Annotated in this window: 23 protein-coding genes; 13 read left to right on the top strand and 10 right to left on the bottom strand. The window is 59.5% G+C overall.

What is annotated here, in order from left to right; genetic code table 11:
- Positions 1–136: 136 nt before the first annotated feature.
- A complete protein-coding gene (locus tag H7698_RS27575; RefSeq protein ID WP_194693485.1) occupies positions 137–1,441 on the bottom strand; it encodes an ATP-binding protein in 1,305 nt (434 codons plus the stop codon).
- The gene (locus tag H7698_RS27570) at positions 1,438–2,178 is read right to left on the bottom strand and encodes a response regulator (protein ID WP_162439511.1); all 741 of its coding nucleotides are present in this window, start codon (positions 2,176–2,178) and stop codon (positions 1,438–1,440) included. Before H7698_RS27570 ends, H7698_RS27575 begins: the two co-directional genes overlap by 4 nt.
- 306 nt (positions 2,179–2,484) lie before the next feature.
- Here H7698_RS27570 and H7698_RS27565 point away from each other — a divergent pair, with 306 nt between their 5' ends.
- From H7698_RS27565 to H7698_RS27555, 3 genes are all read left to right on the top strand, one after another.
- Complete coding sequence (locus H7698_RS27565) at positions 2,485–2,748, top strand: DUF2790 domain-containing protein (protein WP_162439512.1); 264 nt, start codon at positions 2,485–2,487, stop codon at positions 2,746–2,748.
- A gap of 43 nt (positions 2,749–2,791) precedes the next feature.
- Positions 2,792–3,088, top strand: coding sequence for a hypothetical protein (locus H7698_RS27560; RefSeq protein ID WP_194693484.1), 297 nt, complete (start codon positions 2,792–2,794; stop codon positions 3,086–3,088).
- A gap of 167 nt (positions 3,089–3,255) precedes the next feature.
- The gene (locus H7698_RS27555; protein ID WP_194693483.1) at positions 3,256–4,467 is read left to right on the top strand and encodes a cytochrome c biogenesis protein DipZ; all 1,212 of its coding nucleotides are present in this window, start codon (positions 3,256–3,258) and stop codon (positions 4,465–4,467) included.
- A 118-nt stretch (positions 4,468–4,585) separates the two neighbouring features.
- Here the strand turns inward: H7698_RS27555 and H7698_RS27550 are convergent, their stop codons facing one another.
- Positions 4,586–5,047 (bottom strand): GNAT family N-acetyltransferase, encoded by a 462-nt coding sequence (locus tag H7698_RS27550; protein ID WP_194693482.1) that lies wholly within the window; start codon positions 5,045–5,047, stop codon positions 4,586–4,588.
- 98 nt (positions 5,048–5,145) lie between these two features.
- On the opposite strand from H7698_RS27550, the gene H7698_RS27545 reads away from it, so the two are divergent.
- On the top strand, positions 5,146–5,475 hold the full coding sequence (locus H7698_RS27545; protein WP_194693481.1) for a hypothetical protein: 330 nt from the start codon (positions 5,146–5,148) through the stop codon (positions 5,473–5,475).
- A 25-nt stretch (positions 5,476–5,500) separates the two neighbouring features.
- Here H7698_RS27545 and H7698_RS27540 read toward each other — a convergent pair whose 3' ends face one another.
- Positions 5,501–7,069, bottom strand: coding sequence for a polymorphic toxin type 44 domain-containing protein (locus tag H7698_RS27540; protein ID WP_194693480.1), 1,569 nt, complete (start codon positions 7,067–7,069; stop codon positions 5,501–5,503).
- Between the two features lie 65 nt (positions 7,070–7,134).
- Positions 7,135–8,109: an AraC family transcriptional regulator gene (locus H7698_RS27535; RefSeq protein WP_162439516.1), complete on the bottom strand. Its 975-nt coding sequence runs from the start codon at positions 8,107–8,109 to the stop codon at positions 7,135–7,137.
- Between the two features lie 190 nt (positions 8,110–8,299).
- Between H7698_RS27535 and H7698_RS27530 the strand changes: the two genes are divergently transcribed.
- Together H7698_RS27530 and H7698_RS27525 are read left to right on the top strand one after the other, a co-directional pair.
- Positions 8,300–8,569 carry a DUF4242 domain-containing protein gene (locus H7698_RS27530; RefSeq protein ID WP_162439517.1) on the top strand — a complete coding sequence of 90 codons (270 nt, stop codon included), beginning with the start codon at positions 8,300–8,302 and terminating at the stop codon, positions 8,567–8,569.
- Positions 8,570–8,604: 35 nt separating this feature from the next.
- Positions 8,605–9,417, top strand: coding sequence for a class I SAM-dependent methyltransferase (locus H7698_RS27525; RefSeq protein ID WP_194693479.1), 813 nt, complete (start codon positions 8,605–8,607; stop codon positions 9,415–9,417).
- Positions 9,418–9,486: 69 nt separating this feature from the next.
- On the opposite strand, the gene pcsA is transcribed toward H7698_RS27525, so the two are convergent.
- A complete protein-coding gene (gene pcsA / locus H7698_RS27520; protein WP_162439519.1) occupies positions 9,487–10,209 on the bottom strand; it encodes a phosphatidylcholine synthase in 723 nt (240 codons plus the stop codon).
- A 357-nt stretch (positions 10,210–10,566) separates the two neighbouring features.
- Here pcsA and H7698_RS27515 point away from each other — a divergent pair, with 357 nt between their 5' ends.
- The 4 genes from H7698_RS27515 (at position 10,567) to ligD (ending at position 16,743) form a co-directional block, all read left to right on the top strand.
- On the top strand, positions 10,567–11,292 hold the full coding sequence (locus H7698_RS27515; RefSeq protein ID WP_194693478.1) for a tellurite resistance TerB family protein: 726 nt from the start codon (positions 10,567–10,569) through the stop codon (positions 11,290–11,292).
- Between the two features lie 389 nt (positions 11,293–11,681).
- Positions 11,682–13,064, top strand: a complete 1,383-nt coding sequence (locus H7698_RS27510) for an iron-containing redox enzyme family protein (RefSeq protein WP_194693477.1) — start codon at positions 11,682–11,684, stop codon at positions 13,062–13,064.
- Positions 13,065–13,074: 10 nt separating this feature from the next.
- Entirely contained in the window at positions 13,075–14,067 is a 993-nt protein-coding gene (locus tag H7698_RS27505) for a methyltransferase (RefSeq protein ID WP_194693476.1), read from the top strand.
- Positions 14,068–14,070: 3 nt separating this feature from the next.
- Complete coding sequence (gene ligD, locus H7698_RS27500; protein ID WP_194693475.1) at positions 14,071–16,743, top strand: DNA ligase D; 2,673 nt, start codon at positions 14,071–14,073, stop codon at positions 16,741–16,743.
- A gap of 2 nt (positions 16,744–16,745) precedes the next feature.
- On the opposite strand, the gene H7698_RS27495 is transcribed toward ligD, so the two are convergent.
- Positions 16,746–17,531 carry a transporter gene (locus tag H7698_RS27495; RefSeq protein WP_235992973.1) on the bottom strand — a complete coding sequence of 262 codons (786 nt, stop codon included), beginning with the start codon at positions 17,529–17,531 and terminating at the stop codon, positions 16,746–16,748.
- Between the two features lie 169 nt (positions 17,532–17,700).
- Here H7698_RS27495 and H7698_RS27490 point away from each other — a divergent pair, with 169 nt between their 5' ends.
- A complete protein-coding gene (locus H7698_RS27490; RefSeq protein ID WP_194693473.1) occupies positions 17,701–18,963 on the top strand; it encodes an OmpP1/FadL family transporter in 1,263 nt (420 codons plus the stop codon).
- 88 nt (positions 18,964–19,051) lie between these two features.
- On the opposite strand, the gene H7698_RS27485 is transcribed toward H7698_RS27490, so the two are convergent.
- From H7698_RS27485 to potE, 3 genes are all read right to left on the bottom strand, one after another.
- Complete coding sequence (locus H7698_RS27485; RefSeq protein ID WP_162439526.1) at positions 19,052–19,453, bottom strand: hypothetical protein; 402 nt, start codon at positions 19,451–19,453, stop codon at positions 19,052–19,054.
- A gap of 160 nt (positions 19,454–19,613) precedes the next feature.
- Positions 19,614–21,899: an Orn/Lys/Arg decarboxylase N-terminal domain-containing protein gene (locus tag H7698_RS27480; RefSeq protein ID WP_194693472.1), complete on the bottom strand. Its 2,286-nt coding sequence runs from the start codon at positions 21,897–21,899 to the stop codon at positions 19,614–19,616.
- Positions 21,899–23,305 carry a putrescine-ornithine antiporter gene (gene potE / locus H7698_RS27475; protein ID WP_194693471.1) on the bottom strand — a complete coding sequence of 469 codons (1,407 nt, stop codon included), beginning with the start codon at positions 23,303–23,305 and terminating at the stop codon, positions 21,899–21,901. The genes H7698_RS27480 and potE overlap by 1 nt, the downstream gene beginning before the upstream one ends.
- Before the next feature lie 185 nt (positions 23,306–23,490).
- Here potE and H7698_RS27470 point away from each other — a divergent pair, with 185 nt between their 5' ends.
- Both H7698_RS27470 and H7698_RS27465 read left to right on the top strand, forming a co-directional pair.
- The gene (locus H7698_RS27470; protein ID WP_162439529.1) at positions 23,491–23,820 is read left to right on the top strand and encodes a hypothetical protein; all 330 of its coding nucleotides are present in this window, start codon (positions 23,491–23,493) and stop codon (positions 23,818–23,820) included.
- A 157-nt stretch (positions 23,821–23,977) separates the two neighbouring features.
- Entirely contained in the window at positions 23,978–24,631 is a 654-nt protein-coding gene (locus H7698_RS27465; protein WP_194693470.1) for a peroxiredoxin, read from the top strand.
- The last annotated feature ends 74 nt before the right edge of the window (positions 24,632–24,705 follow it).

Genomic DNA, 24,705 nt, shown 5'->3' with positions numbered 1-24,705 from the left:
TGGCGAAGCCTGCGTTCGGCTGCGCAGCAGTCGTCGAATTGCGTGTTAGGTATATCTGGAGCACCGCGACTACAGGATTTACGACTGCTGCGCAGCCGAACGCAGGCTTCGCCAGCTGCTACAGGGGGTGTGAGGATCACTGACCCGTCGGGAGCCGAAGCTCCGCACACAATCCACCCCCTTCACGATTACTCAAGGTCAGCGACCCACCCAATGCCAGCGCCAGTTGCTGGGCAATCGCCAGGCCCAGGCCCGTGCCACCGGTGCTGCGATTGCGCGAGTTTTCCACGCGGTAGAACGGTTCCAGCACGTGGGCGAGTTCTGCCTCGGCGATGCCCGGCCCCCGGTCCATGACTTTCACCGACAGGCTGCCATCCGCTTGCGCTTGCACCTCCAGCTGCGCCGCACCGGCGAACTTCAAGGCGTTGTCCGTCAGGTTGACCAGCACCCGCCGCAGCGCGTGTGGCCGGGTGTTGATCACTGCAGCGCTTTTGCCGTCCAGTGACACGTCCTTGCCCATGTCCTGATAATCGAACACCAGGCTGTCGAGGAACGAATCCAGATTGGTCCGGCAGATTTCTTCGGTAGCGCCATGCACGCTGCGCGCATAGGCGACGCCTTCGCGCACCAGGTGCTCGATCTCGCCGAGGTCGTTCCAGAGCTTGTCCTTCTCGCTGGAATCGTCCATGAATTCGGCGCGCAATTTCATCCGCGTGATCGGGGTTTGCAGGTCGTGGGAAATGGCTGCCAGCAGCTGCATGCGTTCTTTCAGATAGGCCGCGATGCGCGCCTGCATGGCGTTGAACGCCTTGGCTGCATGGGCGACTTCGGTCGGGCCTTTTTCGTCCAGATGGACCGGGCGAGCGTTGGGATCGAGGGTTTCCACTGCTTCCGAGAGGCGGGTGAGGGGACGAATGGCGATCCTCACGGCCAGCCACGTGCACAAAATCAGCAACGCCAGTTGGCCTGTCAGCACCATCGGCAGCCACGGCGACAACGGCACCATCGCCGGTCGCACGTCGATGGTCACCGGGTTGCCATCCGCCAGCTTCAGGTGCACCTGGAAGTGTTTTTGCGGGCCGGGAATATCGCTGTAAGTCATCGGGTAATCCTTGCCGATGGCTTCCTTGATCGAGGTCATGGCCATCGGCGAGTCGTGCATCGGTTCGCCCGTCGAGCCTTCGTTGAGCAGGTACTGGTAGTTGCGCCGATTCAGTTGTTGCAACCAGCTGGCACGCTCGTCGGCGGGCAGGCGGTCGAGGATCGCGATGGAGGTCGACACGTCGGTTTCCAGGTTGCCGAGCATGGTGGTTTTCGCGGTCTGATAACGCTCGTAGTACTGCACACCAAAAGACAGCCCCTGCGCCAGGATCAACCCGATCAGAAAGATCAGCGAGAGTCGCGAGGCTAGGGTACGGGGCCAACGCATCGACAGGCTCATGCGGGTGCCCCGATGATTTCAACCGGCAGGGAAAACACATAGCCTTCACTGCGCACGGTCTTGATGTAGGCCGGTTCGCGGGCATCGTCCAGCAGGCGCTGGCGCAAGCGGCTGACCAGCAAGTCGATGGAGCGGTCGAACAGGTCGGCGTCGCGGCCCTGGGTCAGGTTCAGCAATTGATCCCGGTTGAGCACGCGCTGGGGATGATCGAGGAACACCCGAAGCAAGCGGTACTCCGCGCCACTGAGCGCGACCATGGTGCCGTCCTCATCCAGCAGATGCCGGGCCGAGGTGTCCAGGCGCCAGCGTCCGAAGGCCAGCAGGCGACCACTTTCAGTCACCACCAGGTTCGGCGGCAGCATTCGCGTGCGGCGCAGCACGGCGCTGATTCGCGCGAGCAACTCACGGGCGGCGAACGGTTTGACCAGGTAATCGTCGGCGCCCATTTCCAGACCAATGATGCGGTCGGTTTCATCGTTGCGGGCGGTGAGCATCAGCACCGGAGTGGCCTTGTGTTTACCGGCGCGCAATTCGCGGCACAGCGTCAGGCCGTCGTCGCCCGGCATCATGATGTCGAGCACGATCAGGTCCACCGGCGTGGACTCGAGGAACGAGCGCATCTGCCGGCCATCGGCGACGACGGTGGTGCGCAGGCCGTTCTTCTTCAGGTAGTTGCCGACCAGCTCGCGAATCTCGCGGTCGTCGTCGACGATCAGAATGTGATCAACGTGTTCCATGGGGCCAGGCCTCTGTGAATAGGGAATATCGCGCAGTCTATCGAGCCTTCGCGCGCGCGACTTCTGCCCTTTGTATTGCAGTGTATCCGGCCTGTGGACGGATACACGCGGACGTAAAAATCCCGATTTTCAGGGGGTTTGTATCGCTGTGTATCAAGAGGCGGTCCTGATACACAGCGATTTACCCGCGGTAATTTTCGACACAGAGGGGATACCTCACGCGCTTTTAATGGGTTCCATCGAGGCAAACCAAACCGCCTCGGCTCAATAGAACGATTGACCCATTGAAGCCTTGAGGAAACCGCCATGAACACCAAAGCCATCTACGCCGCTTGCCTGTTTGCCGCCCTGAACATCTGCACCCTGTCGGCCCGTGCCGAAGCCGATGTCACCCCTGAAACTTACACCTACGGCACCCACCTGGACATCAAGAAAGTGATCTCGATGAAGCAGGACGCCACGCCTTCCTGCGGGATCGTCAATGCCCAACTGACCTACCTGGATTCCCAAGGCAAAACCAAGGTCCTGGACTACCGCAAATTTGCTGACGGCTGCCAGGAAGACAACTGAGTCTCGCGATCACCCATTACCCTTTTTCAACAGGAAGAACGCCATGAACAACTTCACCCGCTATTTGACCGCAATTGCCTTTTCCGTCGCCGGCGCGGCAGCTCACGCCAACGCGTCGGTTGAAGAAAACACCTGTGGCAGTGCCACCTGCTTTCAACTGACGCCAGTGGCCGAGAAGGGCGGTAGCGCCTTGCTGGCCGCAGATGGTTCAAGTCGTACACCGCAAGGCCAGATGGTCGCCGCAGACGGTTCGAGCCGTACGCCGCAAGGCCAGATGGTGGCTGAAAATGGCGGGAGCCGGACACCTCAGGGGCAATTGCTGGACAGCCAGACGGCTTAGGCCCGACTCATTTATGCAGCCCACACCGACCACTGTGGGAGCGAGCTTGCTCGCGATGGCGGCTTATCAGCCAACGTTGATGTCGACTGACACGGCGCAATCGCGAGCAGGCTCACTCCCACAGGGGAATGTGTTAACCCGACTTGCTCAGTTCCAAGGTGACTCCCATGTTCCTCATCGCTTTCCTGGGCGGCATTCTGACCGTCCTCAGCCCCTGCATCCTCCCGGTCGTGCCGTTCCTGTTTGCCGGTGTCGAACGCACACGCTCCTCGATCCTGCTGACCCTCGGCGGCATGGTCCTGACCTTCGCCCTGATCTCCAGCCTGGCGGTGGTCAGCAGCGAATGGGTAATCCAGGCCAACAACACCGGGCGCCACGTGGCACTCGTGGTGATGGCGCTGTTCGCCCTGTCGCTGATTTCCGCCCGCGTCGGCGGATGGCTGGCCCGACCTTTTGTGCTGCTGGGTAACCGTCTCGACCCCAACACCCGAAAAATGTCCGGACCGCTGGGCTCGATCATGATCGGCGTTGCGACCGGCCTGCTGTGGGCACCCTGCGCCGGCCCGATACTCGGAGTGATTCTCACCGGCGCCATGCTGCAAGGCGCCAACGCCGGCACCAGTCTGCTGCTGGTGGCCTACGGCTTGGGCAGCGCATTGTCGTTGGGAGCGTTGATCTTTGCCGGTCGCGGCCTGGTTAACCGCCTCAAAGCGTCGATTCCAGTGACGGGCTGGCTACGCCGAGGTGCCGGTGTGGCCGTGCTTGCCGCTGCCGCAGTGATCTCCACCGGCGCGGACAAAACATTGCTGGCGGGCACCTCGTCCGAAGGTGTCGCTAGTGTCGAAAAAAGCGTGCTGGAAACGGTGCCAAAGGTTGTCGATTACTTCGTCAGCAAGGTCAAGGCCGACACGATCATGGATAACGCCACAGGCGCCATGCCATCGCTTTCCGGCGCAGTGGAATGGCTCAACTCGCCTGCACTGACCACCGACTCCTTGAAAGGCAAAGTGGTGCTGGTGGACTTCTGGACCTACGACTGCATCAACTGCCAGCACACCTTGCCGTACGTGAAGGACTGGGCGAAGAAATACGAGAAGGAGGGCCTGGTGGTGATCGGCGTGCACACCCCGGAATACGGATTCGAACGCATCATCGATAACGTCAGGGATCAGGTAAAAAAACTCGGTATCACCTACCCGGTAGCGATCGACAACAACTACGCCATCTGGCGCAACTTCGACAACCAGTACTGGCCGGCGCACTACCTGATCGACGCCAAGGGCCAGGTGCGATACACCCACTTTGGGGAAGGTCGCTATGAGACACAGGAACAGATGATTCAACAGTTGCTGCAAGAGGCAAAAGCACCCGCAGCATAAATTGGTGGGAGCCGAGCTTGCTCGCGATGGCGGTGTGTCAGTGGATGCATCTGTGGCTGACACACCGCCATCGCGAGCAAGCTCGGCTCCTACAGGGGATCGCGTTGACAGCCTTGGCTCACAGCTCCCGCGCCATAAGCCATTGTTGTTTTTCCCATGCCTCAAAGCTTTCCAGCACCGTCCACCCGCGTTTGGCGTAGTAGTCGCGCTTGTCCTGGGTGTGCAGATAAATCCTCGCCACGCCATTCGCCTTTGCCTGCGCACAAATGCCCTCGATCAAACCTTCCGCCAATCCCTGGCCGCGCGCTTCAGGCGTCACGAAAACGCAGGCGAGCCATGGCCCGAGCTCCGGCCGGTGCGCGAGATCCGCCTTGGCCAGCGCCGCCCCGCCCAGCAGGCGATCGTTGTCGAGAGCTATCAGGCATTTCCAGTCGCCATTGGTTTGGCCATAGGCAAACTCCCGTTGCCAGTCGGGCAGGGGCTGCTCGGCGTATTCATAGTGGAACTGCTGGTGGATCCAGGCGGCGTAGGTGTCGCTGTGGTGCGGGTGGTGGATGAGCCAGTCGAGGGTTGGTTGCACGGGGTGAGTCCTTTCAATGGTTGTTGGTGTGGTTGAACACTAACTGCCTGTGTCTACGGTTTCGCAGAGTCATATACGCATTCTTTCAAGCGATCCGTATGGGTGCCGCTTCCTTCGCGCATATCAATATTGCCCCATACGTCGAGGTAGATATCCGTGGTTGGCCACTTTGGGGTGATGCTGATGCAGTGATTTCGACCTTCTATTTTGCTCCACCACGCGAATTCCATGAAAAAATTGTCGTCAGGAAAGAGATGGCCCCAATCGACTGCTCCACCACCGGGTGTCATCCCTCCCTTGTAGATCCGGTCTTGGACGTTCCAGATGTATCGGAATTCTCGCCAGCCTTCCTTGGGGTAGTAAACGTTAACCGTCGGGAGTGCAATGTGCCATTTGGTGATCGCGAAAAGGGTTACCGGAATCCATAACCACTTACTGAACCTTAATCTGCGTTTACTTACATTCGTGGACACGAACTCCATCCCCCCAGTGCTGTGGTTCTATGGCTAACACTCCTCCTTTAATGATCTGCGCGGTGATACCACCGTTGGGGTACAAGCCAGCGAACTTGATGCCCATGCCTATCGATACTCTGTCAGCGACATCGTCCCATGATCGCAACTTCGTCCATGGTGTGGCCGTGGGCCGAGGACCAGGAAGTACTTTTACTTGTTTGGGATTTGTCATCTCTTCAATTTTGCTAAGGGAGTCCGACACGATTTGCTCAGCTCCGGCACCATCTAGCAATACGCTTTCAGAAAACCCGGCAATTATTCCAACGTAGCCGTAATGAATATTCGACCAGATGTCGTAGAAATAGTCATAGGCACCCTGTTTGTGCCGAACTTTTCCACCCGTAAGGACGCGGATTTTTGGTTTGTGGTCCCACTCCTGATTCTGAGCGACTTTTTTCGTCCAGATAACTGCCGCTGCTGCCTTCTTCGCCATTGCTATATGTTCAAAGTTTGGTAGTCCGTTTACACGTGCATAGAGGGGAAGATTCGCGAATTTTCGCGATTCCAATACAGGGTCATATTCGATTAGTTGCCTCATCTCTCTGACCGCTGGATCATGAATATTCCGGTTCATCTCCCCCGCAATGTATTCCGCCAGTTCCTCCATCATGTCCGGGTGGTCGCAGACTTTCTTCACGCAGTAAGCGATATAAAACGGAGGAATCACGGATTCAGGAAACCACACAACCGCATCCCGATAAGCCGGTGGATGCACCGGATTTACCAGAATCTGATCGGCGATTTTCGTCGGGGGATACACCCATACTGGCATGAGCGGCGGAGCATCTTTCAGCGTGAGTGTTTTTGAGGTTTCACCGGGGCTCAATATCAGCTTCAGGCCCTGTTCCAGTTCCACGACAAAGCGCTCGCCGTCCGCTATCGCAGCCACCACCGGCACATTTTCCCAATCCCGATTCTTGCCGGTGTAAAACCCATAGGCGCGAATCGTCCCGTCGGTCAGGCGTTCAAGATGAAGCCGGACCCGGGTAGTAGCAGTGGTAAGTGTCGGGTATTGATCGAGGGTGTACAGCGCACTGTCTGGCGGAGTGGTATTGGGCATGAGCACGATGGCGAGCACATCCAGCTCAGCCGATGCCGTCGCCAGCTTCCCACCTAATTGGCTGGTCAGCGCGATGGCACTGCTGGAACCGCCGGTCCAACCCAACGATGTGTCCGTGTCAGTCAAGGCGATGTCACTGCCCAGCACGGCAAACGCTCCATACCGCGTCAGCAACTCCGGGGGCACGAAGCCGCCGGGGTTGTTGTAATCAATCAAGCCGTCGGGCAGATCGCAGGATTTGGCAAACACGCAGCCTCTGATTTCCGGTTTTTCGGTGGTCGGCAAGGAACGCTGATCAAGCCAGGCTTTATCGCGAGCGAGCATCTGCTCATAGCGCTGATTGTCGGCTTCCTGGCGACGCCGGTCGGCCTGTGTCGGTGGGCGGGGATTACAGGCGGGGCAGCTGCACATGAAAAAAGCATCCTTACTTTCGTCGAGAAAACGCACCCTAACGGCAAGTTCAACGCCCGGATGTAGGGCTATTCCCTAAAGCGCAGATGAAACCTCGTTACTCAATGCCGTTGCTGCAACGCGGCAGCCTGGCACCGGCGCCACGCCGCTGGCGGCGATCCGAACTCACGTCTGAAGGCGCGACTGAACGCGGTGTCCGTCTGATAACCCACCTCTTCGGCGATACGGGCCAGCGAGGTATTGCTGCGGCTCAACAGATTGGCCGCCAACAACATCCGCCATTGCGTCAGGTACTGCATCGGCGAGCTGCCCACCAGTAGCTGAAAACGCTCGGCCAGCACCGACCTAGAAGTGCCGGCCGTGCGCGCCAGCTCTTCCAGGGTCCAGGCGTCTGCGGGGCGTTTGTGCAAGGCATTCAGGGCTGCGCCGACGATGCGGTCACTGACCCCCGCCAGCCATCCGGTGCGGCCTTCGCCATGTTCGTTCATGTACAGTCGCAGCACTTCGATGAACAACACTTCGGCCAGTTTCGCCAGCACACCTTCGCCGCCGGGCCTGGGCGACCGGGCTTCCGCCAGCGCGTAGCGAACCGAGGATTCGAGCCAGATGCCGGCGTTCGATCCGCGTACGTTGACCCTGACCACTGCCGGCAACCCGGTCAGCAGCATCCCCGCCAGTCGCGTATCGCACGCCAGGTACCCGCACACCAGACGCGTGACGGCGCCGCCTCCGCCATAACTCAATTGCCGCGGACGGCGCGCCAGGACCGCATCCAGCCGCGCACCACTTGCCGGTGGAAGGCCTGGTCGGGAGCTCATGCGATGGGCATCGCCCTGGGGGAAAACCACCACGTCGCCCGCGGTCAGCAGCAACGGTGGGTCATCACCGAGCTCGACGTAACACTCGCCTTCGGTGATCAGGTGGAAGATCACCACCCGCTCGGCACTGGGTTCAAGAAAGGGCGCAGCGGTATCAGCGCTCGGCGACTGATAGCACCAAGGCGCGGTGAACCTGGCGTTGATGAAAATCGCGCCGACCAGGCGGACGACGCGCAGGGTCTGGGACAGGGCGTCCATGGTGAGTTTCTCGTTAAAGCGCCCATGCACGAAGGGTGGTTTAAGTGTGGCCCCCTCACCGCGCAATGTGAATTCTCCGGACGATCGGGCAAGGCTGGCCGACGATCGGGCAGGACGGCGCCGTCTGTCAGCGCGATAGTTTGCACACAGGGCGTCAGACCCTGTCCCAAAACAAGAATGAGAGGTTGTCATGCCAAAATTCGTTATTGAACGGGAGATTGCAGGCGCAGGAGCACTGTCGGAACGGGATTTGAAAGCCGCTGCGCAAAAGTCCTGCAGGACCTTGCGCGACTTGCCGCAGGTGCAGTGGCAGCAGAGTTATGTCACTGGTGACAAGCTCTATTGCGTGTACATCGCGCCGGATGAAGAGCAGATCAGGGAACACGCCAGGCTGAGCGGCTTTCCGGCCAATCGCATTTCCCAGGTGATGAACATCATCGATCCCACCACGGCTGAATAAGCCGCTGCGTTTCAACCCGTATCGGAGCGCAATTTATGAGTACACCCATTGATCTGACTGCCTTGAAAAACCGTCAAATGGCCTCGTGGGCCAGTGGCGACTACGCCGTGATCGGCACCACCTTGCAGATCGTCGGCGAGCAACTGGCGGAAGCCTGCGATTTGCTGTGCGATGAGCGCGTGCTGGATGTCGCGGCGGGCAACGGTAACGCGACACTGGCCGCCGCGCGTCGGGGCTGCAATGTCACCTCCACCGATTATGTGGCCGCGTTGTTGGAGCGCGGCGAAGACCGGGCCAGGGCGGAGCGGCTGGACGTGACGTTCCAGGTCGCCGACGCCGAAGCGTTGCCCTTTGAAGACGAGAGCTTCGACGCCGTGCTGTCGACCTTCGGGGTGATGTTCACCCCGGACCAGGCCAAAGCGGCCTCGGAGCTGGCGCGCGTCTGTCGCCCCGGAGGACGGATCGGCCTGGCCAACTGGACGCCCGAAGGCTTCGTCGGCCAGGTGTTCAAAACCCTGGGCCGGCACATGCCACCGCCTGCGGGCGCGCAACCGCCTTCGCTGTGGGGAACCGAGGCCTGGCTGCATTCGCACTTCGACGAACGCGACTTTCTGGTCCAGGTCACGCGCCGCACGTTCAACTTCCGCTACCGGTCGGCAGCGCATTTCATCGACACCTTCCGCACCTGGTACGGCCCGGTACACAAGGCCTTCGCCGCATTGCCGCCGGAGGGGGCCAAGGCGCTGGAAAGTGACCTGACCGAGTTGTTGAAACAACTGAATCGGGCGGGGGAGAAGTCGTTGGTGGTGCCGAGTGAATACCTCGAGGTCGTGATCACGAGGCGTTAAGGAAAAACGCGGTTCCCTGTTCCTACAGGAGACCGCGTTCAGGCAAGATCGGCGAGGGGCCTCAAGCGATTACTTGTGACGCGCCCCGTCAAACCACTCCAGCGCCGTACGCCAGATGCAGATGCCCAGGAAGTACGCCGACATCAGCAGCCAGAGCCCCATCACCAACGGGTTGATGACCGGGTGATTGATGACCAGCGACAAGCTGCACAGCAACCAGATGGCGGTGACGGCGATGTTGATCGGCATGAATTTGCGCACGCGGAACGGGTGCAGGAATTTCATCCGGGTGACCGTCAGCAGTGCCAGGCCAATCACCGCGAGCAAGGTGATCCACGGCGACGGCGCAATGATGTACAGGCACAGCGCAACGACGTTCCAGGCGGCGGGGAAGCCCTGGAAATAGTTGTCCTTGCTCTTCATGTTGACGTTGCAGAAGCAGAACAGCGACGAGACCAGAATCAGTGACACCGTCAGCAGCAGTGTGTATTCCGGCAGCGGGATGTAACGGTAGATAAACAGTGCGGGGATAAATACGTACGTCAGGTAATCGATCACCAGGTCGAGGATCGAGCCGTCGAAGCTCGGCAGCACCGATTGCACGTTGACCTTGCGCGCCAATGCGCCATCCAGACCATCGACGATCAGGGCGACGCCCAGCCACAGCAGGCAACTGGTCGGCTGGTTTTCCAGCAGGGCGAGGGTCGCGAGGAAGGCGGTGACCACGCCAGTGGCGGTAAAACCATGGGCGCCCCATGCTTTGAGCCTGGCGATGTGTAGGGTCGATATCACGGGGGCGTTCTCCAAAAAGTGAAGCAAGCCAGGCATCACCCTCAAGAGTGAGGGCGGCGGCAAACCGGTTCGGGTTGCAGGTATCGACCGGAAATCCGGGAATAAGGTTCACCCACTGTAAATCTTAGCTGCGCCGCCACAAAATACGCTGGATAAATCCACGGGTTTTCGCCCGTCTCCATTGGCACACCAAATGGCTTCGACGCATCGCATCCTGTGGCCAGGGAGCTCGCTCCCGCTGCCACAGGAATCTCCATGGTTTTTCGTATTAGTCAGACAGCCAGACGGTGGTGGCGAATTGGCCGGTGAGTACTATCTTTTCTTCACCGAATTACTCCCTTTATATAGGACGACGTCATGAACACCAGCGATCTGCTCGAACAACTGTTGCGGGCCGGTCAAGGCTCGGCGCAGCAACGTGGTGCCGCTCCGTCACAAGGCGGGATCGACGGCGGTCTGGGTGGATTGCTCGGCGGCCTGCTGGGCGGCGGTGCCGGTTCCAGCATGGGGGGCGGTGGCTTGGGCGGTTTGCTCGGTGGATTGCTGGGCGGTGGATCACCTGCGTCCACATCACCCCGGAATCGGTCGAGCAGTGGCGGCATGAATTATGCTGCGCTGGCGTCATTGGGCATGATGGCATTCCAGGCGTATCAGGCCTGGCAGCGTAACCAGGCGTCGGCACCACAAGAGGCGCCACGCACCGTGGATTTATTGTCCGGCCCGGAAGTCGAGGACCACAGCCACGCGATCCTGCGCGCATTGATCGCAGCGGCAAAGGCCGATGGCCGGATCGACGACAGCGAGAAACAGTTGATCAGCAATGAACTCGCCCGCCATACCGACGATCCGCAATTGCAGCAATGGCTGGACGACGAAGTCGCGCGCCCACTGGACGCCGCCGATGTTGCGCAATCGGCGAAGGACATTGGCATGGCTGCGGAAATGTACCTGGCCAGCGTCATGCTGGTGGATGACCAACAGGACGCCGAGCGCGCCTATCTGGATGAACTTGCCGCGGCGCTGAAAATAGAGCCCGAACTGCAAGTGCACCTGGAGCAGCAGGCCAAGGGTGGCGTGGCGTAACCATAAATTACCCTGTGTAGCTGGTGAAGCCGGGCCCTGTGGCGAGGGGATTCATCCCCGTTCGGCGACGTAGTCGCCGCTAAACGAGCGCACGCGGTATGCCTGATTCACCTGTTTGATTCATCTTGGGGTCACTTCGTAACCCAACGGGGATGAATCCCCTCGCCACAGGGGGCCGGCTTCGCTAGCTTCTACCGTGGGTGGGAGATCTAGGAGGAGACCGAGAATCCTCGGTATCTACGCCAAACACCTCACGTTCACCGCCACAAGCCCGTTTGTCCGGGCAATTTCAACGCCGATTGAATTTTTTTCCCGGCGCATCGCTCTGCTGAAGTAGAGACGTGTTGATTCAGCGTCCTGCCACTGGCCATAGACCGAGAGATGCGCCCATGACTGCCCTGACAAGACTTGAATCGCAACCCGCCCGCGAACACCTGATTCCGACAGCCGGTTGCCTCAAAAACACCTACGAACAGCTGCTGCTGAGCACCGACGAAACGCAGCGTCGCGCGCTGGCTGAGACTTTCCTGACCGAGCAACTCGAACACGCCGCTGGCCTGCCCGGAGAGATGCCTCAGGACCTGTGCGCCCTGCAGGACTTCGTCGACCAACATTGCGTCGAAGTGGCTCACCAATACGCCGACTATCTGCAACAACGCAAAGCCGGCGGGCCGCGTAAGTTTTTCAGCAACAAAGCTCATGCGTTGTTTTTCCTGCAGGCGGTGGGCCCCACCAAACTGGTGGACGGCGCGTGGCTGTACGGCCTGCTGCCACACTGGCGCGATCCGCGATTTGACGGACTGATCTGCACCTATCTCGAAGAATTGGGTGACGGTAATCCTGCGCAGAATCATGTGGTGATCTACCGAAAACTGCTTGCAGAACACGGTCTGCAGGACACCAGCGCATTACCTGACGAGCGTTACCTGCAAGGCGCGATTCAACTGGCGCTGGGCGAACGCGCCGACAGTTTTCTGCCGGAAGTGATTGGCTACAACCTCGGCTACGAGCAGTTGCCGCTACATCTGTTGATCAGCGCCTATGAGCTCAGCGAGCTGGGGATCGATCCGTATTACTTCACCCTGCACGTCACCATCGACAATGCCAGCACCGGTCATGCGCAGAAGGCCGTCCAGGCAGTGTTGGACCTGCTGCCGGTAGAAGCTGATCGCGAGGCGTTTCTGCGCCGGGTTTCGGCGGGCTATAGGCTTAATGATCTGGGGCAGGGCAGTCGCGCAATTATCGAATCCTTCGACCTCTACGACGAGCTGCTCGGCATGCTCGAACGCAAACGCCCGTTTGGCCAGCACATGCATTCCGACTACTGCCGCTTTGAAGGCAAGACCGTCAATCAGTGGTTGTCATCGCCGGAACAGTTGCCCGGTTTTCTCGAGGCCATGGAAAACAAGGGCTGGATCAAGCGCCATCAGGACCCGCAAGCCAGTCGTTTCTGGCAGATGATCGTCGGTGACGGCGCGGCGATGTTCGGGGTGTTCAGCCCTTATGAAAAACAACTGTTGCACGACTGGATCGCCGGCGACTGGACGCCCGAACGAACCCCCGCTTATCGACGCGTCACCCGAGTCAATACCACCCCGGCGTTGCCCGTTGGCGATCCGGATGTCCAGACCCTGCAAGCGTCCCTGGAAGGGTTGGACGATCACGCCCGGATGCAGGTTTTGATTCCGTGGTTGTCAGCCCATCGACATGCTCATCCGGCCGGCCTGTTGGCTACCCGGCGCTTCATCGAACTCAAATCCAGTCTGCGCTAGGGAGCCGCTCATGAATCAGGAAGAACAGCTGGGCGCTGACGAGTTGGTGCTGCTGCAACTCGGGCGGCGATTGCAGGCAGACGGTTATCGATTCATTACACCTACGCCAGTGACCCACCAGCGGGTCAATGATCGTGTGGCCGGGCAACAGGCTCGAACGATGCGCGACGTATTTGGTTGGTCGCGGCCATTCGAGCCCGGGCTGTTGCCGGCAGAAGAGCAAAAGCAATTGCAGCAGGCCGGTGTGCTCGAAGCAAACCACGGGCAGCTGAAAAGCCGCGTGCGCTGGTCCAGCCTGGATGACCTGCTGTTCGTGCATTCGGGCTTTCCCACCGAAGCCGCCGATTCGGTGTTCTTTGGTCCTGACACCTATCGTTTTGCGCAATTGATTCATAGCCATCTGCAGCACAGTTTCGCCCCGATCAGGCGCGCCGTGGACATCGGCTGCGGCGCTGGCGTCGGGGCGATCGTGATTGCCCGCGCACGCCGTGAAGCCGAGGTGCTGGCCGTCGACATCAACCCGGCAGCCCTTCGACTGACGGCGGTCAACGCGGCGCTCGCCGAGGTCGCCAACGTCACGGTCGAGGCCAGTGATGTGCTGCAGGACGTTGACGGCAACTTCGACCTGATCGTCGCCAATCCGCCTTACATGGCCGATCCTGCCGAACGTGCCTATCGCCACGGGGGCGGCGCGTTTGGCGCGCAATTATCCCTGCGCATCGTCGAACAGGCCCTGTATCGACTGGCACCCGGTGGATCACTGGTGTTGTACACCGGTGTGGCGATGATCGACGGACGTGATCCGTTTCTTGAGGAACTGAGCTCACGCCTGGAATCACCGATGTTCGGCTGGACCTACCGCGAACTGGACCCCGATGTTTTCGGCGAAGAATTGTTGACGACCGGGTATCAGCGTGTGGAGCGCATTGCCGTGGTCGCGCTGATCGTTACGCGCATCGGCCCAGGTATCGGGGGCAGCGTTGAGTCGGTAGCGGGGGAATGAGCCATGAACAAGAATCTGGACGATTACAACCGCATGCGCGATTTTTCGGCGACCTCTGAACCGGCGGCGAAACGCTCACGCAAGAACAGCGCAAAAGACCATGCCCTTCAGTTCTGCATCCAGAAGCATGACGCCTCACGCCTGCACTATGACTTTCGCCTGGAACTCGATGGCGCGCTGAAAAGCTGGGCGGTACCCAAGGGGCCGTCGCTGGACCCCAAGGTCAAGCGTCTGGCGGTGCATGTCGAGGACCATCCGATCGACTACGCCACGTTCGAGGGCAGCATTCCCGAGGGGCATTATGGCGCAGGTGACGTCATTGTCTGGGACCGTGGGGTGTGGATTCCCCAAGAGGATCCGGCCACCGCCTATGCCAAGGGCAAGCTCAAGTTCGAACTGCAAGGCGAGAAGCTCGCGGGGTTGTGGAACCTGGTGCGCACGCACATGCCGGGCAAGCAGGAGCAATGGTTTCTGATCAAGCATCAGGACAATGCAGCCAAGCCCGAGAGTGATTACGACGTCGTCGTCGCCGAGCCCGACAGTGTGCTCAGCGACCGGACTATCGTGGCGAAAAAAGCGAAAGCGCCCGCCAAACCCAAACCGGTCAAGAAGCCTGCCCCCAAGGTCGCCACCCAAGCGCGTTCGGCGCAGTTGACGGGCGCCCACAAAGCCAAATTGCCCGACCTGATCAAACCCGAACTGGCCACCCTGGTCGAAAAGGCGCCAGGGGGCGAATGGAGCTACGAGATCAAGTTCGATGGCTACCGGATCATGGCGCGCGTCGACCACGGCACCGTCACGTTTTTCACGCGTAATGGCCATGACTGGACCCACAAATTGCCAGCCCAGGCCGAGGCGGTGGCGGCGCTGGAACTCGAATCGGCCTGGCTCGACGGTGAAATGGTGGTGGCCAATGAGCAGGGCGTGCCGGATTTTCAGGCGCTGCAGAACGCGTTCGATTCGGGTGCCAGCGCCAATATTCTTTACTACCTGTTCGACATGCCTTACCTCAACGGCGTGGATTTGCGCGAAGTGCCGGTCGAGGAGCGGAGGGTGGCGCTGGCGACGGTGCTCAAAACCAGTAAAAACCCTTTGCTGCGCTTCTCAGATTCCTTTGGCGAAGCACCGGAGGCACTGCTCAACAGTGCGTGCCAGATGCAGATGGAGGGTTTGATTGGTAAGCGCCTGGGGTCGCCCTATGTCTCGCGTCGCAGCAGTGACTGGATCAAGCTCAAGTGCAAGCATCGCCAGGAGTTTGTGGTGGTCGGTTTCACCGATCCGAAAGGCTCGCGCAATGCCTTCGGCGCCTTGTTGCTCGGTCTACATGACCGCGACAGCGGTGAATTGCGCTACGCCGGCAAGGTCGGCACCGGGTTCAATGAAACCACGCTGAAAAGCATCTACGAACAGCTCTTGCCCTTGAAGGCGAAAAAGCCGTCGGTGGTGAATCCTCCCACCGGATTCGACGCCAAGGGTGTGCACTGGCTCAAGCCCGTCCTGCTCGCGGAAATCGCCTTTGCCGAAACGACCAAGGATGGCTCCGTGCGCCATGCCGTGTTCCATGGGCTGCGTGAAGATAAGCCTGCCAAAGACATCACCGAGGAGCGTCCGACCGTGGTGAAGAAAACCGCTGCAGAAAAACCGGCTGCGAAGGGTAAAAAGACAGCTGAAAAACCCGCTGCGGCGAGTAAAAAGACCGCTGCAGAAAAACCTGCACCTGCTGGAAAAAAGACGGCCAGCAAAAAAACATCTGACGAAAAGGCTGCCCCCGCACCCTCACAGGCTGGCCTGGCAGAGGGCAAGGTACGTATCACTCATCCGGACCGGGTCATCGACGCCAGCAGTGGTACCACCAAGATGCAGTTGGCCGAATACTACGGTCGCGTCGCCGAATTCATCCTGCCCGAACTCAAGGACCGCCCGGTCGCGCTGGTCCGTGCACCGGATGGGATCGCCGGCGAACTGTTCTTCCAGAAAAACGCCGAACGCCTGGCGATTCCGGGTATCACCACCCTGGACAAGGCGCTCACGGGGCAGCCGGTGATGATCATCAACAACGCCGAAGCGCTGATCGGTGCCGTGCAGATGAGCACCGTGGAATTGCACACCTGGAACGCCACGTCGGACAACCTCGACAAGCCGGACCGCTTCGTCCTCGACCTCGACCCGGACCCGGCGCTGCCGTGGAAAAGCATGGTCGAGGCGACGCAGCTGACGCTCTCGGTGCTGGATGAACTGGGGCTCAAGGCGTTTCTCAAAACCAGCGGCGGCAAAGGCATTCACCTGGTGGTGCCGCTGACTCGCAAACTCGGGTGGGACGAGGTCAAGGACTTCAGCCACGCGATTGTCAGCCACATGGCCAAACTGCTGCCGGAACGGTTTTCCGCCGTTTCCGGGCCGAAGAACCGGGTTGGCCGGATCTTCATCGACTACCTGCGCAACGGTCTGGGTGCCACCACCATTTGCGCTTACGCCGTGCGCACCCGGGAAGGATTGCCGGTGTCGGTGCCGATCTTTCGGGAGGAAGTGGGCGAGTTGAAGGGCGGCAATCAGTGGAACGTGAACAACGTCCATGAGCGGTTGGCTGAGGTGGGGCATGAGCCGTGGGCGGACTTGAAAAAGACCCGTCAGACGATCACGGCCGAGATGCGGCGGCGGGTGGGAAACCTGACTTAAATCTACTTGGGAAACAACAGCGTGAACGCTACCCGAAATCCCCAGCCTTCAGCGCCGTCTTTCGGGCTGTCAGCCCAGTAGCGCGGTCCGGCCTGCAAGCTCATGGGTTGATGACCCACTTTGAGCAACTGGGTCACGAACAGATTGATCGGCACCGACCATTCGCGGGTTTGCCAGTCATAGGTGGACTCGGTGTTGATGCCAAAGGTTGTGTAGGTATGGGTGGTGTAGCTGAAGAATGGTTGCAGAAACGTCTGATTGATCTTGTCCTTGTCGTCGGGTGGGCTGCTTTCCAGGGACCAGATGTGGTTGGCCAGAATGCCGCGAGTCCAGCCATGGCTCTGTTTAAGCGCCACCACCGTAGGCCCGGCGCCCCATTGCTCGGCGCTCAGCAGATCATCACTGCCGGTTGGCACCAGAATCACCGGGCCGGCCCCCAGAATCCAGCCGCTGGCGGTGGGTTCCTTGGGTGAAAAGAAGAAGCTCTGAGTGATATCACCCATACCGGATTTGTCGGCTTGCCCGCCGGGTACCAGGCCATGTTGGTCAATGACCGGCAGGATGGTTCGGGAAATCAGATTCCATTGATCATTAAGGCTGAATGGCAACACAGGCTGGATATTGGTGACGCTTTGATAACCCTCGCCGCTGGGCCCGAGCTTCTGGTTCCAGTTGTATTGAATGGGCACGCTGTAGAGCGCCGCCACCGGGTTTAGCGACTGTTTGGCCAATTCCGCCTGGCTGTCTGCCGAGAACCCGATGTCGGACCAAGTGGTTGCCAACGCCATCACGGGTATGAATTGAAGAGTTTTATTCATTCGCACACCTTTCCGATTGCGAAAACATGAACTACCACTTAATGGTCTGTTCCCCCCCGGCCCTGTTCAGCGTAGTTCAGACTTTATTAATCAGGACTAATTGGGGTATTCGAGGAAGCTTTCTTGTCGAGATAAGTCCATGCAGCTAAGAAAATCTGCGATTCCGGCTGTGCTTGTTCTGTTCTGCCATGAAGTGCAGGCAGGCGGCATCATGCTCTACGAAATCGGCACCGATAATGCTGGCCTGGCCAACGCCGGTGCCGCCGCCCGAGCACAGGGCCCCTCGACCATTGCCTCCAATCCCGCGGGCATGAGCTACCTGCCGGGCACGCAAGTAACCGCTGGCTTGCAGGTACTGTACGGCCACATGGAATTCGATCGCGACGAGAATACCAACGTCGCGGGCAGTAGCAGTGGCAACGCCCTGGACCCCATTCCCGGGGCCAGTTTTTTCGTCAGCCATGAACTGGACGATCACTGGAGCGTCGGCTTCGGTCAGTACGCCGACTTCGGCCTGGCGGTCAATTACGACAACGAATGGTCTGGCCGCTACTTCTCCCAGAACGCCAGCCTCGGTGGTGTGTCTTTCGTACCGAGCGTGGCGTATCGCCTTAATGAACAGTGGTCGGTCGGTGTCGGCGTCAAGGCCATGTACGGCATGCTGCAAGCACAAACCGCCATTGACCGGGCGCCGTTCGGTTTCACCGATCGCAGTGACGGACAATTCAAGTACAAAGACCAGGATTGGGGGTTCGGTGCGAACGTGGGCGTGATCTATGCCCCGCAATCCGGAACCCGTATCGGCCTGACGTATACCAGCAAAGTCGATCTGGATTTCGAGGACGGCCTGGACATCAAAGGCAATGGCCCGGCGCTGGATCGCCTGGATGGCGCCAAGACCAAACTGGACATGACGGTGCCGCAAACCGTCACCCTTAGCCTGTTTCAGCAACTGGACAGGCAATGGGCCTTGCTGGCATCGGTCAACTGGCAGGACTGGTCAGAGTTCGGCGAGATTGCCGCCCAGGTCGACACCACAGCGGGCAACGCCCGTTCAACCACCGTGGATGCCGACTTCAAGGACACCTGGCACCTCTCCCTTGGTGCGCAATACCAGGCCACACCGCAACTGCTGTGGAACGTCGGCGTGGCTTACGACAGCAGCGCCGTGTCGGACGGCAATCGAACGTTCACCGTGCCCATGGACGAATCCTGGCGCGTTGCGACAGGCGCCACCTATGCGTTGAACAAAGAGACGGACATCAACGTCAGTTGGGCCATGATCTGGATCGGTGACATGTCGGTGGACCAGACCAAATCCGTGTCCGGCAATCGAACTTCCGGTCAGTTTGACAATGCATGGATTCAAGCGCTGACCGGGAATATGACCTGGCGATTCTAATGACCTGCCATGATGCGCCACTCCGACTCCTTCGGGGTGGCACCGGAGGCGCTGCTGGCGCTTACCGGAATCTTAAATCTCCAGCCCTTCAAGCATCCCGCAACAAGTCATTGGCATTGAGCAGCTCGTAAGCCACTTCAGGGTTCTTCTCCAGTCCCCGCCGAATCGCCGCCGGGATCGACGCCCGCGTCTTGCGGCACAAGCCTGGCAGTTCGTTGATGGCGATGGCGATACCGCGCATGGTGCGGACTTCGTTAAAGCCAGGGGCGATGTCGACACGGATACCCAGTTGTTCATGCATCCGCCGCTGCAGGCGCTCCAGATCGCTCAGACTCTGGAGGTTTTCCAGACGCTCGATCAGGCGCTTTTCCTCGGCACGGGTCAGAAACAGGATGCGCACATCCGCGCCCGGCGTTTCCAGCAGCGGGTCGCGCCCGCAATCGCAGGCGCCGGGCGGGCAGGGTTGGCGGATCACAGGTGTGGTCGTCATGGGGCAATCATAGAGCGGCGCGGTCGGATTTGCCCATAGGGTCTTGAGGCCGCCCAGTAAAATGTCAGCTGACACACCGTAATCAACCGATCCCACAACGAAAAAGGCCGTCGCATCACACGGTGATGGACGGCCTCGTTCACTGGGGGAAAGCGTTACCTCACTTCAACACCAGCAAGCTATAAACCCCATCCTCCGCTTCAATCCCGTGGGTGTCATGGGTGAAGCCCGGGAAGGATTTGTCGAAGTTTTCCAGTGCCTTCAGATAAGCCAGCAACGGCCCGTCCGCAGGCCCTGCGTTTTCACCGGGCATCAGCAATGGAATGCCAGGTGGATACGGCACGATACCGGTGGCGGCGATGCGGCCGGCGGCCTGGTCGAGGGTCACCAGTTCGACTTCGTTGCGGACCAGTTTTTCGTACGCTTCCACCGGGCTGAACTCGGCTTGCGGAAGCGTGCCGAAGGCCTGGGCCATGGCGGCCGTGGTCTTGTTTTTCTTCATGGCGGCGAAAATTTCGTTCGCGAGGTCCTTGAGGCCCATGCCCGCGTAGCGCTGCTGGTTGGCGGCCAACAGATCCGGCAGGCACAGCTCGAGTTCGACGTTGTCATCGTAATCGCGCTTGAAGTCGAGGAGGGCGTTGACCAGCGTGCCCCATTTGCCTTTGGTGATGCCGATGGAGAACAGGAAGAGGATGGTGAAGTCGGTGGTCTTCTCGACCACGATCCCCTGGCGTCCGAGGTAAGCGGTGAGCACGCAGGCCGGAATGCCGAAGTCGAGCAAGTTGCCGTCGTCGCCCATGCCCGGGCTCAGGACCGATACCTTGATCGGGTCGAGCATGCAGTAGCCTTCTTCGATGTCACCGAAGCCGTGCCACACGTCGTTCGGGTGCAGGACCCAGCAGTTCGGCTCGGTTTTCAGCAAGACCGGATCGACTTCATGGAAAGGCACGGCCGCCGCGCCTACCTGCACGGTCGGTGGCTGCCAGCAGGTGAAGAACCACTGGTCGTTGCTCGCCATCTCGTGGTGCATGCGCGAGATGACCTGACGGAAGCTGATGGCTTCTTCGATGGATTCAGTGGTGAGGATCTGCCCGCTTGGCGCTTCCATCATCGCCGAGCTGACGTCGCAGGACGCCATGATCGCGTAGTTGGGCGAGGTCGAGGCGTGCATCATGTACGACTCGTTAAAGCGCCCGTGCGGGATCGGATTGCGGCCATTGCGCACGTGAATCATCGATGCCTGAGAGAGCGCGGCCAGCAGTTTGTGGGTCGATTGCGTGGCGAAAACGGTCGGCCGCGATTCGTCGTGATCCTCCGGGTTGCCGTGCATGGCGAAGCGTTCGCGGTACAGCGGGTTGAACCGCGCATAGCCGTACCAGGCTTCATCGAAATGCAGGCGGTCGACACTTTCCCCCAGCAGTTCTTCGACGCGGGTGACGTTGTAGGTCAGGCCGTCATAGGTGGAGTTGGTGACGATGGCGTGGACCGGCGTCGGGTCGATGCCTTCCTTGACCAGCGGGTTGTTGGCGATGGCAGCTTTGACGCCTTCAGCGCTCAGGGTTTGCGGCAGGATCGGACCGATGATGCCGTAGCGGTTGCGCGTCGGAACCAGGTAGGTCGGAATCGCACCCGACAAGGTCATCGCATGCTCGGCGGATTTGTGACAGTTACGGTCGCACAGGGCGATCTGATTGCGCGTCACGCTGGCCATCAGAATCACGCGGTTGGACATCGACGAACCGTTGGTCACGTAATAGGTGCGATGCGCGCCAAACACCTTGGCGGCGTAACGCTCGCCCTGGCCGATCGGTCCACTGTGATCGAGCAGCGAACCGAGTTCACCGACCGAAATCGACAGGTCGGAACGCAGCAGGTTCTCCCCGAAGAATTCGTAGAACGCACGGCCCGCGGTACTTTTCAGAAAGGCTGTACCACCGGCATGGCCTGGTGTGTGCCACGAGTACTCATAGGACCGGGAGAACTTGACCAGCGCGCCGAACATCGGCGGCAGTGCAGCCTGGCGATAGCGTTCGATGGCGGCCATGATGCGGCCGCTGAGGAAGCGGCTGGTGTCTTCTGGCAGCCAGATAAAGTCGTCGGCGTGCTGCATGACCACCAGCGGAATGCTCGACGCGGTGCTGCGGTCGCTGATCAGGAAGACCGGTACGCGGGTGTTGCGCTCGCGCAGGGTGGTCAGCAGCTTGATGCACTCCTCGTGGCCTTCGCTTTCGTCCATTTCCCAGCTCAGCAGGACGCACTGGATGGCCGAGTCCGAACGCAGGATCGACGTGGCGTCGCTCAGGCTTTCAGACATCAGCACGCTGATGGAGCGTTGTTCCACGTCGTGGATCAACTGGTCCAGGGCACGACCGAAAACGGTACGCTTGTCCGGTGGTGTACCCACCACCAGCGCGAGCATCCCGAGTGAGTGTTTATATTCCGTCATTATCTAACCTCCACAGTGGCCGTTTGCAGATTGTTCACCGGCACAGCTACGCCAGTGATGTGCTGAGCGCTGACAGTTTGCGTCGGTACGCTGTTGTTGTGCGCTTCAAGTGCGATCAGGCGGTTGTTGACGAAGCTGAACAGGGTGTAGCCGAAGATGGTTGCGAGGCCGCCGAGCATGAGTGCCTGCTCGCCGGAACTGTATAGCGCCAGGTAGCTGTAGGCCGTGGCGACCCACGCGATGATGTTGGTCGCCAGCGCCTTGCCTGCCGGTACGTTGGAGACCTTCTGAATCGTCATCAGGGCTGCCATGGACAGGATGTACGGCACCAGATTGGTCACAACGGCCAGGTTGACCAGGATGTCGAACTGCTTGCTCAGGTCCGGGCTGATGGTGAGCAGGCCGATCGCGGTCTGCAGCGCCAGCAGGATCAACATGCCGACAATCGGCGTGCCGGTTTTGGTGGCCTTGGCGAAGATCGGCAGGAAGTAACCGGTGTCCGCCGAGCTTTTGAACACCTGGGCAATGGTGAACTGCCAGCCCAGCAGCGAACCGATGCAGGCGAGGACCATCGCCCCCATCACGATGTCACCGATAACCGGGGTAAACATCTTGGCGAAAACCAGACCGAACGGCGCGGTGGAGGAGACGAGTTCCGGGTTGCTGACGATGCCGGCAATCACGTTGGTGGACACGATGTAGATCACCGCCGCACCGAGCGTACCGCCCAGCACCGCAATCGGTACGTTCTTCTCCGGGTTTTCCACAGCGTCGGTGTTGGCGCACGCTGATTCAAGGCCCAGGAACGCCCACAAGGTGATCGCCACCGAGGCGCCTGCCGCTTCCAGATACCCCATGTTGTGCGGGTTCCAGCCGGCGGCGTAAACGCTGCTGTCGAACCAGAACCAGCCGATGGTGGACACCAGTACCACAGGCGCAATCACGCCCCAGACGGTGATCGAACCGATCCTGCCGGTGATCCGCGCGCCGCCGAAGTTGGCGAACGTGGTGATCCAGAGCAGGGCGATGGTCGCCAGGCCTACTTGCAGCGAATCAAGCTTTATGTCGAACAGCGTCTGTATGTAGCCGACTGCCGTGATACTGATCGCCACGTTGGCAATCAACAGCGAGACGCCGTAGGTGTAGTTCGTGAGGTAGTTACCGGCTTTACCGAAGGTGTACTCGGCATAGCCGCCCATGCCGCCTGTCTTGCGACTCAGCATCCCGCAGCGCGCAAACGCATAGGCCAGAGCCAGGGAACCGGTGGCTGTGATCAGCCAGGAGAGGATTGAAATACTGCCGACCTCGGCGAGTTTGGTTGGCAACAAAATAATGCCTGAGCCCAACATGTTGACGGCCGTCAACATTGTCAGTTGCCCCACCGTCATCTTTTTTGCGACTGACATTCCGTTGCCTCTCATTTACAGAACCTAGGGATTATTAGCTATAGCTAAGAATTTAAATGTAGCAAGAAATGTAATGCGCCTATCGAGAAGTAATCTCATATGACTGTAAGGCATTTTACTGGCCCCGAAACCTGCAACATTTGATCAAAATCAATGAAATTTCAGGTTGTTAGGATCGAATCTAAATGCGCAATGTGATGATTGGGCTACTGTCGTGCGGTTTGATGGGCATGGCAGCGCAAGGCGAGGCGAGAGCGCTGGTGCAGAATGATCGTTATATGTGCAGCTGGGGCGCGGGGACGGCTGCCAAGGCCCAGGAATTGAAGCTGGCGGGCGTCTCGCTGTATGCCGCGCGACAGAAGTTGCAAACCTACAAATTCAGCAAGCCGTGGATGCGTATGTTGGCGATGGGCATTACGGAGCAGACCTACGACAGTCCGTCACGCATCAAACCGGCGGCGATCAAGCAGAGTTTTTACGACGATTGCCTGCGCTACAAGCTGGCGCGTAAATAGGCGCGCAGTTTGAAGGGACCGATTCTGTAGGAGCAAGCTTTGCTCACCCAGAGGATCGGACTCTCAGAGGTAGTCCGGGTAACCGCCGTATCTTGATGCGTCTCCTATACTGATTCGTCCAACAGTTTCCCAACCCTTCACAGCGAGGAGAATGCGCATGACCATCCGTATTGGCGACGAAGCACCGGATTTCACCGTCGAGAGCACCGAAGGCACCCTGCATTTCCACGAATGGATCGGCGACAAATGGGCCATCCTGTTTTCCCATCCCAAGGATTTCACCCCGGTGTGCACCACCGAGCTGGGCTACATGGCCGGACTGAAGCCCGAGTTCGACAAGCGCAACACCAAAATTGTCGGTCTCAGCGTCGACCCGGTCGGCAACCACCAGAGTTGGGCCAAGGACATCGAGGAAACCCAGGGGCATGCGGTGAACTACCCCATGATCGGCGACGAGAACCTGGTGGTCGCCAAGCTCTACGACATGATCCATCCCAATGCCAGTGGTGGCACCCGGACTGCCGTCGATAACGCCACGGTACGCTCGGTGTTCATCATCGGTCCGGACAAGAAAATCAAGGCAATGCTGGTGTATCCAATGAGTGCCGGGCGCAACTTCGACGAAGTGGTCCGCCTGCTCGACGCCATTCAACTGAACGCCAAACACACCGTGGCAACCCCGGTGAACTGGCGTCCGGGCGATGACGTGATCATTCCGACGTCGGTCTCGGATGAGGACGCGAAAAAGAAATACCCGGACGGCTTCAAGACGGTGAAACCGTATCTGCGCACTGTGGCGCAACCCAAGTAACGTTCACTCAATGGTGTTGATCAACTCGGCGCAGGTTCTGTCTTTGCAGAACGGCGCCGAGACTTTTTCTGCCA

It is taken from the genome of Pseudomonas sp. p50(2008) (assembly GCF_015351605.1).
Taxonomy (GTDB): Bacteria; Pseudomonadota; Gammaproteobacteria; order Pseudomonadales; family Pseudomonadaceae; genus Aquipseudomonas.
The sequence above is the reverse complement of the archived record's forward strand: the minus strand, read 5'-3'. Positions and strand labels throughout refer to the sequence as shown.

What these genes read in the sequence shown, in the direction of transcription:
- H7698_RS27575 (WP_194693485.1), bottom strand. Translation starts at nt 1,441, where the DNA reads ATGAGCCTGTCGATGCGTTGGCCCCGTACCCTAGCCTCGCGACTCTCG.
- H7698_RS27570 (WP_162439511.1), bottom strand. Translation starts at nt 2,178, where the DNA reads ATGGAACACGTTGATCACATTCTGATCGTCGACGACGACCGCGAGATT.
- H7698_RS27565 (WP_162439512.1), top strand. Translation starts at nt 2,485, where the DNA reads ATGAACACCAAAGCCATCTACGCCGCTTGCCTGTTTGCCGCCCTGAAC.
- H7698_RS27560 (WP_194693484.1), top strand. Translation starts at nt 2,792, where the DNA reads ATGAACAACTTCACCCGCTATTTGACCGCAATTGCCTTTTCCGTCGCC.
- H7698_RS27555 (WP_194693483.1), top strand. Translation starts at nt 3,256, where the DNA reads ATGTTCCTCATCGCTTTCCTGGGCGGCATTCTGACCGTCCTCAGCCCC.
- H7698_RS27545 (WP_194693481.1), top strand. Translation starts at nt 5,146, where the DNA reads ATGGGTGCCGCTTCCTTCGCGCATATCAATATTGCCCCATACGTCGAG.
- H7698_RS27535 (WP_162439516.1), bottom strand. Translation starts at nt 8,109, where the DNA reads ATGGACGCCCTGTCCCAGACCCTGCGCGTCGTCCGCCTGGTCGGCGCG.
- H7698_RS27530 (WP_162439517.1), top strand. Translation starts at nt 8,300, where the DNA reads ATGCCAAAATTCGTTATTGAACGGGAGATTGCAGGCGCAGGAGCACTG.
- H7698_RS27525 (WP_194693479.1), top strand. Translation starts at nt 8,605, where the DNA reads ATGAGTACACCCATTGATCTGACTGCCTTGAAAAACCGTCAAATGGCC.
- H7698_RS27515 (WP_194693478.1), top strand. Translation starts at nt 10,567, where the DNA reads ATGAACACCAGCGATCTGCTCGAACAACTGTTGCGGGCCGGTCAAGGC.
- H7698_RS27510 (WP_194693477.1), top strand. Translation starts at nt 11,682, where the DNA reads ATGACTGCCCTGACAAGACTTGAATCGCAACCCGCCCGCGAACACCTG.
- H7698_RS27505 (WP_194693476.1), top strand. Translation starts at nt 13,075, where the DNA reads ATGAATCAGGAAGAACAGCTGGGCGCTGACGAGTTGGTGCTGCTGCAA.
- ligD (WP_194693475.1), top strand. Translation starts at nt 14,071, where the DNA reads ATGAACAAGAATCTGGACGATTACAACCGCATGCGCGATTTTTCGGCG.
- H7698_RS27495 (WP_235992973.1), bottom strand. Translation starts at nt 17,531, where the DNA reads ATGGCGTTGGCAACCACTTGGTCCGACATCGGGTTCTCGGCAGACAGC.
- H7698_RS27490 (WP_194693473.1), top strand. Translation starts at nt 17,701, where the DNA reads ATGCAGCTAAGAAAATCTGCGATTCCGGCTGTGCTTGTTCTGTTCTGC.
- H7698_RS27485 (WP_162439526.1), bottom strand. Translation starts at nt 19,453, where the DNA reads ATGACGACCACACCTGTGATCCGCCAACCCTGCCCGCCCGGCGCCTGC.
- H7698_RS27480 (WP_194693472.1), bottom strand. Translation starts at nt 21,899, where the DNA reads ATGACGGAATATAAACACTCACTCGGGATGCTCGCGCTGGTGGTGGGT.
- potE (WP_194693471.1), bottom strand. Translation starts at nt 23,305, where the DNA reads ATGTCAGTCGCAAAAAAGATGACGGTGGGGCAACTGACAATGTTGACG.
- H7698_RS27470 (WP_162439529.1), top strand. Translation starts at nt 23,491, where the DNA reads ATGCGCAATGTGATGATTGGGCTACTGTCGTGCGGTTTGATGGGCATG.
- H7698_RS27465 (WP_194693470.1), top strand. Translation starts at nt 23,978, where the DNA reads ATGACCATCCGTATTGGCGACGAAGCACCGGATTTCACCGTCGAGAGC.